A 13,073-nucleotide genomic window follows, 5' to 3' on the forward strand; every position below is an offset into this window, starting at 1 on the left:
TCGATAGACGTGCGCGAACTGATGATCGAAAACCTGTCGATGATCCCCGGGATCGTCGTAACCGGCGTATCCGAGTCCGAAGGCGACGCACTCAGTCAGCTGAACTCGCTGCCGTGCGATATATTGATCGTTGATATCCAGCTGAAAAAAGGAAACGGCATCAATCTGCTGCGTCAGATCTCCGAAAAGAAAAAAGCAGCCAATGCGTTAAAGATCATTTGCAGCAACAATGCGACCGATGTCTTCCGTCGTGTCGGCATGCAATATGGCGTCAACCACTTCTATGACAAGACGTCGGAATTTCCGCAGCTATTCGAATTCCTTAAAGGCCTGAGTCTGGATCAGAGATGTAAAAATCCGGCCTGAATAGCCGGCCGAACGCACTTCCTTACCTTCAGTATTTGATCCTTCCCTGGCAAGCGCCGCCTCCCTGCGCTCTTCGCGTAGTGTTTTCTCCTGTACTGAACTTCCGTTTCGGTTTCACCTGACGATCAGTCGTTGCCTTCTTCCGTGGTTTCTTCCGTCTTTGCGGCCAGGTTGGCATCCGTCTTCGGTATCGTCACCACAATCGTCGTACCACTGCCCTGCGCACCTGACACCTTGACCGATCCGCCCAGATAGGCGGCGCGTTCACGCATGCCGCGCAAGCCGTGCGTCATCACGTTGGTCAGTCTTTCCGGTGCAATGCCGATGCCGTTGTCGCGGATCGTGAGCATGATTTCATCGTCGGTATCGTCGAGAATCACATCGACGCGCGTCGCCTGCGCATGCTTGGCGATGTTGTTCAGCGATTCCTGCACCATGCGGAACAGCGCGATATCGACACGTGGCGCATAGGACAACGCATCATCCGGCAGGCTTGCGTTGCAGGCCATGCCCGAATATTTTTCGAACTCCAGTGCCTGCTCGGCGATCGCCACCTTGATGCCGAACACGTCAAGCTTGTCCGGCCGCAAACCGTTCTGGATGCGGCGCGTGGCATCGGTAATTGAACTCAGCAACGCCTTGATCTTGAGTGAACGTTCAGTGAATCGCGGATCCGCCGGCATCTGCTGGAAGATCAGCGACAGATGCATGTTCAACGCCGTCAGTGCGGACCCCAGATCGTCATGCAATTCGCGTGCAATTGCGCGCTTTTCTTCCTCGCGCGTGGTTTCCAGGTGACCGATCAGTTCGCTGACTTCTGCCGTGCGTGCGGCCACCAGCGCTTCGAGTTGCGTCTCGTGCGCCTTCAGCGTGTCTTCCATGCGCTTGCGCTCGGTGATATCGGTGCTGATGCCGACCAGTCCCATGATCTCGCCTCGCGCATTCAACCACGGCGCCTTGGTCGAATGCAGCGTGCGCACACCGCCGGGGAAATTGACCGTTGTTTCAAACACGCGCGCCCTGCCGCTTTCGAGCACGCTCTGATCCTCCATGCTGACACGTTCGGCGTCGGTCGGATCGGGATACAGGTCTGCATTGCGGAAACCGAGGACCTCAGCGCGCGACTTGTCCAGCAGGCGCAGATTCGCGGGATTGGCAAACACCATGCGTCCTGCGGTGTCCTTGACGAAAATGGCGTCGGGCGTGTTGTCACTGACCGCGCGCAACAAGGCATTGCTTTCTGCCAGAGCCGCTTCGCCTTGCTGGCGTCCTTCATATTCACGGTTAAGCAGGCCGGCAGTGCGGCAGAACATGATGAACAGCAGCGAACTCGCCAGCAGAATCAGAAGCGGCGAAGTCTTGTCCGCATCGTACAGGCCGTACTGCACGCCCCATTTGACGAGGAAATCGAGAATCACGAGCAACAGCAAACTGTTCGGCAACAGGCGCCGCAACAACGGGCCTCCGGGCGATTTGCTGTTCCACAGACTCATCAGGCGATGCGATGGCCGCGCCGACAGAATGCCGAGTGCAATGATCAGGAAGATCACCGATGTAAACGGCATCATCGCCTGCGACGATGGCAAACCCTCGATGGAGATGACGTTGTACAGATGGCCGATCAGCGGGATGCCGGTGACGCCGACAAGAATGAAGGCGCCATATTCCGCCGGATAATGATCGCGCGCCGTACGGTAATCCAGGAACAGCAGGCAGAATCCCGCCAGCATGATGCTGAAAGCGGCAAGCGGCGGCATGTAACGGACATGGGTCTGCACGAACTCTACGGCGAATGCGGGCAATGACTGCAGGTCGATATCGAGATCGAGCAGATAGTGCGACAAGGTCGGCAACGCAATCGCAATTACCAGGCCCGCAAAGATGAAGGCCAAAACGTTCAGCGTGGTTTTCAACCCGCGACGCGAAACACGGAATGCACGCAGTGCCAGTGCGATGCCCACCAGCAGGAATGCCAGTCCGGCATTCGACTTCACGGGCAGAATGTCTGAAAGCCGGTAATCCAGTATCCAATATTGCTGATGCGCGTTGGCGATGGAAATCACGCCCACTGCGACGATAAAGACGGCAGCAAAAAGCGGTGCCAGCAGCACACGATATCCCAGGGATCGGATCATGAATTTGGACTCCGCGGAAGATGAAAATGGATCGCTGAACCGGTTCAACCATCTGGCAATGTGTGCATTACAGTGCCGACAATGCTGCCAGATGCGTCTATATTACACAACGCACATGGCCGTCATTGTCTGCTTTTTCATGCTGCATGCCTACCACCAATACACGCCTTGGCCTTGATATCGGTAGTCAGGAAGCCGTCTGGTTTTTGTCTGTACGACAGAACGTCGAAAACAAGCGTGCATGCCGTCCCGACATTTGTCTGGCCGCCATGCACGCAAAAGGAATCGTCAACCGTAACCGCAATCAGATATTGATTGAGTGAAATGGTTCCTGCCGACGCAAAGGAGAGAGAACCCGCTTCAGAAAATGAAGTAGATCAGAACCAGAACAAACAGGGGAACACCCAGTAGCCACGCAAGAAAATATTTGCCCATCATAATCTCCTCATAAAATTGCCGGGCCGATCGAATTGCGTTAATCGCCTGCGTCGACCTCGACAGAACTGAGCCTCATCGTAACAATCGGCCCGGCAACACGATATAGGAGCGCAACTGATATCGGTGTAGGAAAGCAGGCTGGTTGCGTAGCGGCAATAAACGCACGGGCATTAACGAGATCGACGGCAACTTTCGTCATGGAAAAGACTCTTTACGGATATGCCCGGACCGTGCATCTTTGGTCCATCCAGAAAAGCGGACGGCATCGTGCAATTCATTTCTTCCGATCGGCGCCATGCAGAATTTTCCATCCGCACCCGTTGAGCAATTTTCCGTCTGGCGACGCATGCGTATCGTGGCGACCTGTTCGGTCATGGAATGGTTTGCGCAACGCGGCGGCAGCAAAGGCGCGGCAGTTGCCTTCTACACGCTGTTCTCGATGGCGCCGATTCTGGTGCTGGCGATCGGGATTGCCGGCGCTGTCTTCGGCACGCAAGCGGCACGCGGAGAAATCTTCACCCAACTGCACAGCCTGGTCGGACCCGCCGGCGCACAGGCAATTCAGATGTTGCTCGCCAACGCGCACAGTCCCGACGTCGGCTTTGCGCCGACTCTGGTGGCGATTGGCGCACTGCTGATCGGTGCCACCACCATCTTCGCCGAACTGAAGGACAGCCTCGACCAGATATGGCATGTGCCGATGGCGCGGCAGAACGGCTGGCTCGATGTGCTGCGCGTGCGACTGCTTTCGTTCGGCCTTGTACTTGTACTCGCGTTCCTGCTGCTGGTATCGCTGGTGATCAGCGCAGGTCTCGCCGTGCTGGAACGTTACTGGGACGGCTTCTGGCAGGAGGCTGCATTTCTCCTGCAGCCTTTGTCGAACCTCGTGTCGTTTCTTGTGATCGCCAGCCTGTTCGCCGTTATCTACAAGATGCTGCCGCAGGTCAAACTATCCTGGCGCGATGTATCGATCGGCGCGCTGGGTACCGCTGCATTGTTCAGTCTCGGCGGCAGGTTCGCTGGTGGTGTTGCTGTTGTGGGTGTATTACTCGGCGCAGATTTTCTTTCTCGGCGCGAGCTTCACACGACAGTACGCATTGTGGTTCGGCACGTTGCGACATGACGAAGCAGCCCATAGATCGAACGGTTCACAACCGACCGGTTGACTGCGCAGCACGTGACCACATTGCCTGCATCACGCCTCCTTTTGTCTTTCACGACCTCTCTTCTTTTCTCACATGTAGTGTTTGCAATGACACGTAAATTATTTACACAAAAATAACTAATTATTTTTAAGTCTTTGATTTTTATAGACAAAAATCCTGGCCCTCGTATTGCATAACGATAGGCAGGCATTTTTGCCGCAATGAAAAACGACTTAAGGAGAATCTCATGAATTGGGACGTTATCGAAGGCAACTGGAAGCAGCTTAAAGGCAACGTCAGGGAACAGTGGGGCAAACTCACTGACGACCAGCTCGATACCATTGCCGGCAAGCGCGAACAGCTCTCGGGCAGGATTCAGGAAGCGTATGGCGTGAGCAAGGATGAGGCCGAAAAGCAGATTCGTTCGTTTGAAGAACGCAATCGCGACGACCCGCGTTTCTTGTGATCCGAATCTCTACTCAGATCAACCATAGTTCAGCAACACTTACCCGCATCATTTTCACCACAACAAAAAGGATATACATCATGAAAAAAGCACTCTCAATGATCGTCATCGCTTCGGCAAGCTTCGGCTTCATGACCGCTTCGCACGCTGCTTCTGCAGAGAGCAAGGCTTCGTACGACGCTGCCAAGAAAAGCGCCGACGCCGATTACAAGGCTGCACGCGAAAAATGCGACACGCTGAAAGACAATGCCAAGGACGTCTGCCAGGCAGAAGCCAAGGCCGCTCGTGTGAAAACCACGGCTGAAGCCGAAGCCGCATACAAAGGCACCGACAAGGCACACCAGGAGGCACGCAAGGACATTGCTGATGCCAACTATGAAGTCGCCAAGGAAAAATGTGACGATCTGAAAGGCAATGAAAAAGACGTCTGCCAGAAAGAAGCAAAAGCAGCCAAGGAATCCGCTATTGCTGATGCCAAGGCAGCCAAAAACGTTTCCGAAGCACGTCATGATGCAGCTGCAGACAAAAGAGATGCCAACACAGCCGTGCAAAAGGAAAAATGCGATGCACTGAGCGGTGAAGAGAAATCGCGTTGCATCGGCGCTGCCAACAACATGAAGCGCTAAGCAACACGATTAGCGTGCAGTTTTCACCTGCGGCGTTTTTCGGTACTCACCGCGACGTCTTCAGGTGAACATGCGGCCCCGGCGGATTTCTACCGGGGCCGCATGCATTTCCGATACCGATTTATTTATGCGTCGACATTTGTGCATCAACCAATGCACGGTAAAACGCACTACTGAATTTTCGTCATGAATCTATTGATCTGGATCGCCACCGGTATTGCACTGGGCGGCATCATCGGCTATTTCGCCACAAGTGATCGTCTTGAATATCTGTTGAATGTGGTTTCCGGCATTGTCGGCGCGGTATTGGGCGGTTGCGTGCTGGCGCCGATGTTCGGCACCGGCGCGATCGACATCAACAAGTTCAGCAGCGGAAAACTGATTGCCGCCATTGTCGGCGCATCGATCCTGCTGGCGCTCATCAATCTGGCACACGCGAAAAACGGAGTCGATCGTACTGACTGATCTGCATCAGCCCGGATGAATCATGTCCTTCGGCTGCACCCAGCGATCGAAGTCCTCGCTGCTGACCAGACCCAGCGCCAGTGCGGTTTCCTTCAGGTTGGCTCCCTCCTTGTGCGCCTCTTTCGCAATCCTTGCCGCATTGTCGTAACCGATATGCGGTGCCAGCGCCGTCACCAGCATTAACGAACGCGCCATCAGGTCATCGATGCGCTCACGGTTCGCGGCGATGCCATGCGCACAATGTTCATCGAAACTGTCGATGCCGTCCGCAAGCAGACGCACGCTCTGCAGGAAGTTATGCGCCATCAACGGCTTGAATACATTCAATTCGAAATTGCCGGACGCACCGCCGAAATTCAGTGCCACGTCGTTGCCGAAAACCTGGCAGCACAGCATCGTCACCGCTTCGCTCTGTGTCGGGTTGACCTTGCCCGGCATGATCGAACTGCCCGGCTCGTTTTCCGGAATGCTCAATTCGCCCAGGCCGGAACGCGGACCGGAAGCCAGCCAGCGCACATCATTGGCAATCTTCATCATCGCCGCAGCCAGCGTCTTCATTCCGCCGTGCACCGAAACCAGTGCGTCGTGCGCCGCCAGCGATGCAAACTTGTTGGTCGCGCTGCTGAAGGCAATGCCGGTTCGCTTCGATAATTCGGCTGCGATACGGGTGCCGAATTCCGGATGCGTATTCAAGCCGGTACCGACTGCCGTGCCGCCGGCCGCAAGTTCCTGCAATGGCGGCAGCAACGCGGCAATGCACATTTCGGCATGCGCAAGTTGTGCGACATAGCCGGAGAACTCCTGCCCCAGCGTCAACGGTGTTGCATCCTGCAGATGCGTGCGCCCGATCTTGACGATGTCTGCAAATTCTTCGGCCTTGCCGTGCAGGGTGCTGCGCAATTTTCTGATTGTCGGCAGCAAGCGATTGCTTACGCCAAATGCTGCAGCGACATAGATCGCCGTCGGGAAAATATCGTTCGAAGACTGGCCGAGATTGACGTCGTCATTCGGATGGATCAGACGCTTGCTGCCGCGCTCGCCGCCCATCAGCTCGGACGCACGATTCGCCAGCACTTCATTCATGTTCATGTTGCTCTGCGTACCGGAACCTGTTTGCCAGACTGCCAGCGGAAATTCCTGCGGATGCTTGCCGGCGATTACCTCGTCGGCCGCCGCAATGATGGCTTCCGCCTTTTTCTCGTCCAATCGTTTCAGATTGCGATTCACCACCGCCGCTGCACGCTTGACCTCCGCCAGCGCAACAATCAGCTCCGGCGGCATCTTCTCCGTCGAAATCCGGAAGTGCATCAGCGAACGTTGCGTCTGCGCTCCCCACAGGCGATCGTTATCGACCTCGATCGGTCCGAAAGTATCGCGTTCGGTGCGTACGGCCATGACTGTCTCCTCATGCGGTTTTTTGCACAAGATAGCAAACAATCTGCACCCATGCCGGAAGCGACGTTTTTCATGTCCGTCAACGCTTGTGAAGTGACAGCAAGTGCGACCGCATCGCTGAATTACAGAGACAAAAAAACCGGCGTTACGCCGGTTTTTTATTACGCAAATTACATAGAAACGTACAGCTTTTTAACCGCAACCTCTAACGCAACGCCAACATCGACTCCTGCAGTTTGAACACACTGACGACCTGCGCCAGATTGGCAGCCTGATCCTTCATCGAATCGGCCGCAGCCGCCGCTTCTTCAACCAGTGCAGCATTCTGCTGCGTGACCTGATCCATCTGCATGACTGCCTGATTGACCTGTTCGATGCCGGCGCTCTGTTCCTGACTGGCCGCCATGATTTCGCCCATGATATCGGTCACGTGTCTGACGCTGTCGACAAGTTCATTCATCGTGACGCCGGCTTCCTGAACCAGTTTGCTACCCGTATCGACTTTTTCGACCGAATCGCCGATCAGCGACTTGATTTCCTTCGCAGCAGCGGCCGAGCGCTGTGCGAGGTTGCGTACTTCGCTGGCGACAACGGCAAAGCCGCGCCCCTGTTCGCCGGCACGCGCCGCCTCGACTGCGGCATTCAACGCGAGAATGTTGGTCTGGAATGCAATGCCATCGATAACACCGATGATGTCGACGATCTTCTTCGACGAGTCGTTGATCGATCCCATCGTGACCACGACCTGGGAAACGACATTGCCGCCCTTGACCGCAACTTCGGAAGCCGACACGGCAAGCTGATTGGCCTGGCGTGCGTTGTCCGCATTCTGGCGGACGGTGGAAGTCAGTTCCTCCATCGACGACGCCGTTTCTTCCAGCGAACTTGCCTGTTCTTCGGTGCGGCTGGACAGATCCAGGTTACCGGTGGCGATCTGTGTCGATGCCGTCGCAATCGTTTGCGTACTGGTGCGGACCTCGGACACGATACGCACCAGACTTTCCGTCATTCTCTTCAATGCGTGCAGCAACTGGCCGATTTCGTCGGTGGAACGGATCGTGACGACATGCGTCAGATCGCCTTGTGCAACGCGTTCCGCCAGATTCAACGCCTCGCGCAACGAACGTCCGATACCGGTAATCAGCCAGATGCCGAAAGCGGCACCGATCAGCACACCAACAACAATTACCGAAATGGAACCGATGCGCACCTTGGCATAGCGCGACTGAGCGTTATCGTATTCACCTTTGGCAACCGTCAATTGCAGCTGCACCAGCGCTTTCATGTCCTGATGCGCTGCCGCATACGAACTGTTCATCGGACCGTGCAGAATATCCGATGCGGTTTTGACATCGCGTGCGCGCATGGCAGCGAGCGCCGGTTTCAATCCGGTGTTGACGAATCGGGTACGGCTCTCGATGAATTTCTCCGCCAGCGCCTTTTCGTCAGGCGTCAGGTAGGTGCCCATATAGACCTTCCACAGACCGCTGATGCTTTCTATGCGCTTGTCTATGTTGGCAACGGCGGCATCGAACTTCTGCGGATCATCCGTCAATGAAGAAGCGATCTCGATCTGATTCTGCTGCATCAGGATGTTGATATCACCCAGTTGCTGCAATGGCACCACACGATCTTCGTAGACGGTTTCCAGCGACGCATTGCTGGCGGAAAGGTTGATGAGTCCGAGTACGCCCATCGCAACAGAGAGCAGGCATAGAAAGCCAATGACGAAGATCAGGCGTGCCTTGATCGTAATGTTATTCAGCATGGAAGGTTCCGTATGAAGTTAAAAACGCTATCAGATCGGCAATGAGCGCTTGATCGATGCGACATGCCACACTGTCTTGTATCGACAGAAGGCGAACTTCCTTGAGAACATTTTCATTGCATGACGCATCGTCAATTTTGTTGTCAATTGACCGCACAATAACAGTGCAATGGCCATGTGAAAAAGACAGATCAACGTGATTGGATGATCGCCAGTCCGCTTAATTTTTCGACAGCGTGATCCAGGAACGCACGCAATTTGGGTGCCATGTGACGCGTGCCGGAGACAACCAGTTGCACCGGCAGCGGTGCAGGTTCGTATGCAGACAATAATCGCACCAGCGTGCCGTTCGCGAGGTCGTCGGCAACCTGATACGACAACGCACGCGTCAGGCCACGCCCCGCTTTTGCGGCGAGCAGCGCCGCGTCGATTTCGTTGACGATCAGACGCGGCGTCAGTTGCACCGGCCGCTCTTTTCCTTCATGTCGAAAACGCCATTCGAGGGCAGTCAATCTACCGGATGTAAAAATCACATCGTGCTGCGGCAGATCGGCCGGTGTTTTCGGCTTGCCGCGACGTGCAAGATAATCGGGACTGGCAACCAGCATCCGGCGTACCGAGCCGACACGACGCGCGACGAGTGTTGTGTCGGCCAGCGCACCAATTCGGAGCGCGACATCCAGACCTTCTTCGATCATGTCGAGATTGCGATCGCTTAACACCATCTCTACCTGCATCTCCGGATACAGATCGAGATAACTGTTCACGATCGGCGCCACGTGACGACGACCGAAAACCAGCGGCGCCGTCACGCGCAGACTGCCGCGCAATGGGGCATTTGCATCTTCGCGCACGGCGTTTTCGTAATCCGTCAGCACCTGGCGCGCCAGACCGGCCAGGCGCATGCCGGCTTCGGTCGCCGCCAGATGACGCGTCGTTCGCTCAACCAGCCGCGTACCGACGCGTTGTTCAAGCGACGACAGCAGGCGTGTTACCGCAGGCGGTGAGCGACGCAGCTTGCGGCTGGCACCGATCAGGCTGCCGGTATCGAGAATCGCGATAAAGACTTCCAGTTCGTCGAGACGATCCACAATTATTCCTTTTTATGAAATAGTGAATTGCATATTTACGTAATTTACTTCATTTACTGGAATATATACGATGAGGTCTGTTCTTCACAAAAAGGATTTTCGCCATGAATACCATCAAGCTGTACGGCACACCGCTCTCCGGCCACTGTCATCGCGTGTCGATGCTGCTCGACATGCTGCAACTCTCGTATGAATACATCGAGTCCGCCGGCGCACGCCAGACCCCGGAATTTCTGAAACTCAATCCGCTTGGCCAGGTTCCGGTTCTGACCGATGGCGATCTGGTGCTGTGCGACAGCAACGCGATTCTTGTTTATCTTGTCAAACGTTATGCGGCAGACAGTGCCTGGCTGTCCGCCGATACGGTGGAGGCTGCGCACATCCAACGCTGGCTGTCGATTGCCGCCGGCGAAGTGCGATACGGCCCGGCCAGTGCACGCATGACCAGCCTGTGGAAGCTGAAGGGTGAAGTCGATATCGAACTGGCATCGGCCATCGCCGCAAAATTGTTGCGTGTCATGAATGCGCATCTCGCCGATCGCAACTGGCTGGCTACTGCACAGCCGACCATAGCCGATCTCGCCTGCTATTCCTATATCGCTCACGCATCTGAAGGTCGTATCTCGCTGGAGCCGTATCCCGCCGTACGCGCCTGGCTGAAACGCGTGGAAGGCTTGCCGCAGTTTCGCCCAATGCCGACATCCGTCGTGCCATCCGCATCATGAGCACGCCTGCGGTCAAGCCTGCGCCATTTCATTCCGGCGAACTGCTGGCACAACAACTCGCTGGCGGCGGCCCGCGCGGATTTGCCATTCGCGACGCGATGCCGGATCAGCACCGCGATTTTTTTGCGATGCTGCGCTACATGCTGGTTGCCACACTGGACAATGATGGATGGCCGACAGCCGCCATTGTGACTGGACAACCTGGCTTCATATCATCTCCAGAAATCGATCAACTGTCGATCGGCAACGATGCCAATTGGCTGGAGGGCATCAAGCCCTTGCTGACGCAAGGAAAACCAGTGGGCATGCTTGGCATCGACTTGAGTAATCGTCGACGCAATCGTGTCAATGGCGTGATCGATCATATCGATGACGAGGGCATGCATCTGCGTGTCACCCAATCGTTTGGTAATTGTCCAAAGTACATACAAGTGCGCGAGGTCGAAGACGCAATCAATGCCACGTTGATCGAGAGACAGCCGTTTGTCTCGCTTGATAACAAGGCACACGCCATGATTGCCAATGCGGATACGCTTTTTGTTGCCACTGGTTCTGGTACTGACGTGATGGCGGAAGGCGGTATTGATATATCGCATAAAGGTGGCCGCCCCGGATTCATCCGGATCGACCATAACGTGTTGACGATTCCGGATTTTATCGGGAATCGGTATTTCAACACCCTCGGGAACATATTGATTGATCCACGCAGTGCAATCCTGATCGTAGATTTTGCCAGCGGTGATGTATTACACCTGCAAGGTCGAGCCGAAGTACTGTGGCATTCCGATGAAACGCAACAAATTATCGGTGCACAACGGCTATGGCGTTTTCATATAGAACGTGGCTGGCATGCTGAACGCGCAGTAGCACTGCATTGGCACCTGAAAGAATTTGCATCGACAACAGAAGCAACAGGAATCTGGACAAAAGCAAGCACAAATATTTGAACAATTAAAATAAAAGTTGACTTTGATTTCTGAATGATCTTTAATTTCTGTAACAACAGAAATTAAAGAAATCATGGAACTCAGCTCAACAATGCAAAAGTACGTGCTTCACTGGGGCGAAATGGGTACCCGTTGGGGTGTCAATCGCACCGTCGCGCAAATCCATGCATTACTCTTCCTCTCCAACGTTCCGCTGCCAGCCGAAGATATCGCCGATACACTTGGAGTTGCACGCTCTAATGTCAGCAACAGTCTGAAAGAACTGCAAAGCTGGAACCTGATTCGTATCACCCATCTGGCAGGTGACAGACGTGATCATTTCACCGCCCTGCAGGACGTGTGGGAAATCTTTCGCGTCATCATGGAAGAGCGAAAACGCCGCGAAATCGATCCCACCTTGACGGTGCTGCGTGAATGCATGATCGACGCCGAGAAAGACAAATCCCTGGAGGCTCCCACTCGTGCGCGCATGGAACAAGCGCTGGAGTTCATGGAAATGCTGACCGATACCTACGACGATTACAAGCACCTTTCTCCCGACACATTGAAACGATTCTTGAAGATGGGCGGTAAAGTTGCCCAACTCCTCGGATCGGACAACAAGGCGAAGAAATCATGAGCACTCCTGAATTAACACTTTTTTATGACGGGCAATGCCCGTTTTGTGCAGCAGAGATGAAACGCCTTCGTAGTTGGAATAAATCAGGAAAACTTGGTTTCGTCGATATCTCATTACCGCATTTCGATGTCACTTCCGTTGGCGTAACGATGGAAGCATTGAATCGTGAGTTGCACAGTCTGACCGTCGACGGCAAGCTCCTGGTCGGCATCGACAGCATGCTGGCCGCCTACACACTGGTGAATCGAAGCTGGCTTGTTTTCCCTCTCCGAATCAAACCATTACGTCCGCTACTGTCCACGCTATATCGTCAGTTTGCCCGCAACCGCTATCGTTTTTCGGCGCTGTTGGGCTACAAGCCAATTCCACGCTGCGAGAACGATGTATGCCGCCATACCGGAAATCCTTTTTTCGATAAATAGACAATCCGATGGAGACGGCAATGCATTCAATCAATGGAAGAACATGGGTTGTCAGATGGATGTATGCAGTGGCGATCGTTCATCTTCTGGTCGGATTCGCTTTACCGTGGATAGGAAACCTGCCGGTTTTCGACTCCTATCACCGCACAGTCGAAAACGTTTTCTGGACGAACGGTGCGCCTGAAAGTGCGCGCGCTCAACAAATCTGGTGGATCAGCCTGTTCGGGCCAACCATACAAGGATTGTCACTCTGGATGTGGGCGCTAATCTACATCGGCGATCGTCATTGCAGTCGCTTTGCATGGGGCTCGCTATTTATCGGCATTGCAGTTTGGGCACCGCAAGACATGTTAATTTCACTACGCGCAGATGCATGGATCCACGTATGGATCGATTGTTTTGCGTCCATGACGATGCTGCCGCCACTGCTTTGGCTATGGTGGCACGATCGTACCGAATAACCAT

Annotated in this window: 13 protein-coding genes and 1 pseudogene; 10 read left to right on the forward strand and 4 right to left on the reverse strand. The window is 54.6% G+C overall.

Annotation, left to right across the window (positions count from 1 at the left end; all coding sequences use genetic code 11):
• A partial coding sequence (locus VN114_RS00145; protein ID WP_325510762.1) for a response regulator occupies positions 1 to 366 on the forward strand: 366 nt, incomplete at its 5' end.
• Positions 367 to 491: 125 nt separating this feature from the next.
• Here the strand turns inward: VN114_RS00145 and VN114_RS00150 are convergent.
• Positions 492 to 2,501, reverse strand: coding sequence for a PAS domain-containing sensor histidine kinase (locus VN114_RS00150; RefSeq protein ID WP_325510764.1), 2,010 nt, complete (start codon positions 2,499 to 2,501; stop codon positions 492 to 494).
• Between the two features lie 733 nt (positions 2,502 to 3,234).
• Here VN114_RS00150 and VN114_RS00155 point away from each other — a divergent pair.
• The 4 genes and pseudogenes from VN114_RS00155 to VN114_RS00170 all read left to right on the forward strand — a co-directional run bounded on the left by VN114_RS00155 (position 3,235) and on the right by VN114_RS00170 (position 5,641).
• Positions 3,235 to 4,105: pseudogene (locus VN114_RS00155) on the forward strand (YihY/virulence factor BrkB family protein).
• 226 nt (positions 4,106 to 4,331) lie between these two features.
• Positions 4,332 to 4,550 carry a CsbD family protein gene (locus VN114_RS00160; protein ID WP_325510769.1) on the forward strand — a complete coding sequence of 73 codons (219 nt, stop codon included), beginning with the start codon at positions 4,332 to 4,334 and terminating at the stop codon, positions 4,548 to 4,550.
• An 80-nt stretch (positions 4,551 to 4,630) separates the two neighbouring features.
• Positions 4,631 to 5,176 carry a hypothetical protein gene (locus VN114_RS00165; RefSeq protein ID WP_325510771.1) on the forward strand — a complete coding sequence of 182 codons (546 nt, stop codon included), beginning with the start codon at positions 4,631 to 4,633 and terminating at the stop codon, positions 5,174 to 5,176.
• 186 nt (positions 5,177 to 5,362) lie between these two features.
• Positions 5,363 to 5,641: a GlsB/YeaQ/YmgE family stress response membrane protein gene (locus VN114_RS00170; RefSeq protein WP_325510773.1), complete on the forward strand. Its 279-nt coding sequence runs from the start codon at positions 5,363 to 5,365 to the stop codon at positions 5,639 to 5,641.
• Between the two features lie 6 nt (positions 5,642 to 5,647).
• On the opposite strand, the gene fumC is transcribed toward VN114_RS00170, so the two are convergent.
• The 3 genes from fumC to VN114_RS00185 all read right to left on the reverse strand — a co-directional run bounded on the left by fumC (position 5,648) and on the right by VN114_RS00185 (position 9,895).
• A complete protein-coding gene (fumC, locus tag VN114_RS00175) occupies positions 5,648 to 7,036 on the reverse strand; it encodes a class II fumarate hydratase (RefSeq protein ID WP_325510775.1) in 1,389 nt (462 codons plus the stop codon).
• Positions 7,037 to 7,241: 205 nt separating this feature from the next.
• Positions 7,242 to 8,804, reverse strand: coding sequence for a methyl-accepting chemotaxis protein (locus tag VN114_RS00180; protein ID WP_325510777.1), 1,563 nt, complete (start codon positions 8,802 to 8,804; stop codon positions 7,242 to 7,244).
• A gap of 191 nt (positions 8,805 to 8,995) precedes the next feature.
• Positions 8,996 to 9,895 carry a LysR family transcriptional regulator gene (locus VN114_RS00185; RefSeq protein WP_325510779.1) on the reverse strand — a complete coding sequence of 300 codons (900 nt, stop codon included), beginning with the start codon at positions 9,893 to 9,895 and terminating at the stop codon, positions 8,996 to 8,998.
• A gap of 104 nt (positions 9,896 to 9,999) precedes the next feature.
• Here VN114_RS00185 and VN114_RS00190 point away from each other — a divergent pair, with 104 nt between their 5' ends.
• From VN114_RS00190 to VN114_RS00210, 5 genes are all read left to right on the forward strand, one after another.
• Positions 10,000 to 10,620 carry a glutathione S-transferase gene (locus VN114_RS00190; protein WP_325510781.1) on the forward strand — a complete coding sequence of 207 codons (621 nt, stop codon included), beginning with the start codon at positions 10,000 to 10,002 and terminating at the stop codon, positions 10,618 to 10,620.
• The gene (locus tag VN114_RS00195) at positions 10,617 to 11,567 is read left to right on the forward strand and encodes a pyridoxamine 5'-phosphate oxidase family protein (RefSeq protein WP_325510783.1); all 951 of its coding nucleotides are present in this window, start codon (positions 10,617 to 10,619) and stop codon (positions 11,565 to 11,567) included. The genes VN114_RS00190 and VN114_RS00195 overlap by 4 nt, the downstream gene beginning before the upstream one ends.
• Positions 11,568 to 11,640: 73 nt before the next feature.
• A complete protein-coding gene (locus VN114_RS00200) occupies positions 11,641 to 12,186 on the forward strand; it encodes a GbsR/MarR family transcriptional regulator (RefSeq protein WP_325510785.1) in 546 nt (181 codons plus the stop codon).
• Complete coding sequence (locus VN114_RS00205) at positions 12,183 to 12,608, forward strand: DUF393 domain-containing protein (RefSeq protein ID WP_325510787.1); 426 nt, start codon at positions 12,183 to 12,185, stop codon at positions 12,606 to 12,608. Before VN114_RS00200 ends, VN114_RS00205 begins: the two co-directional genes overlap by 4 nt.
• A 20-nt stretch (positions 12,609 to 12,628) precedes the next feature.
• Positions 12,629 to 13,069: a cell division protein gene (locus VN114_RS00210; protein WP_325510789.1), complete on the forward strand. Its 441-nt coding sequence runs from the start codon at positions 12,629 to 12,631 to the stop codon at positions 13,067 to 13,069.
• Positions 13,070 to 13,073: the final 4 nt, after the last annotated feature.

The sequence above is a fragment of the Oxalicibacterium sp. genome (genome assembly GCF_035565035.1).
GTDB lineage: Bacteria > Pseudomonadota > Gammaproteobacteria > Burkholderiales > Burkholderiaceae_D > Oxalicibacterium.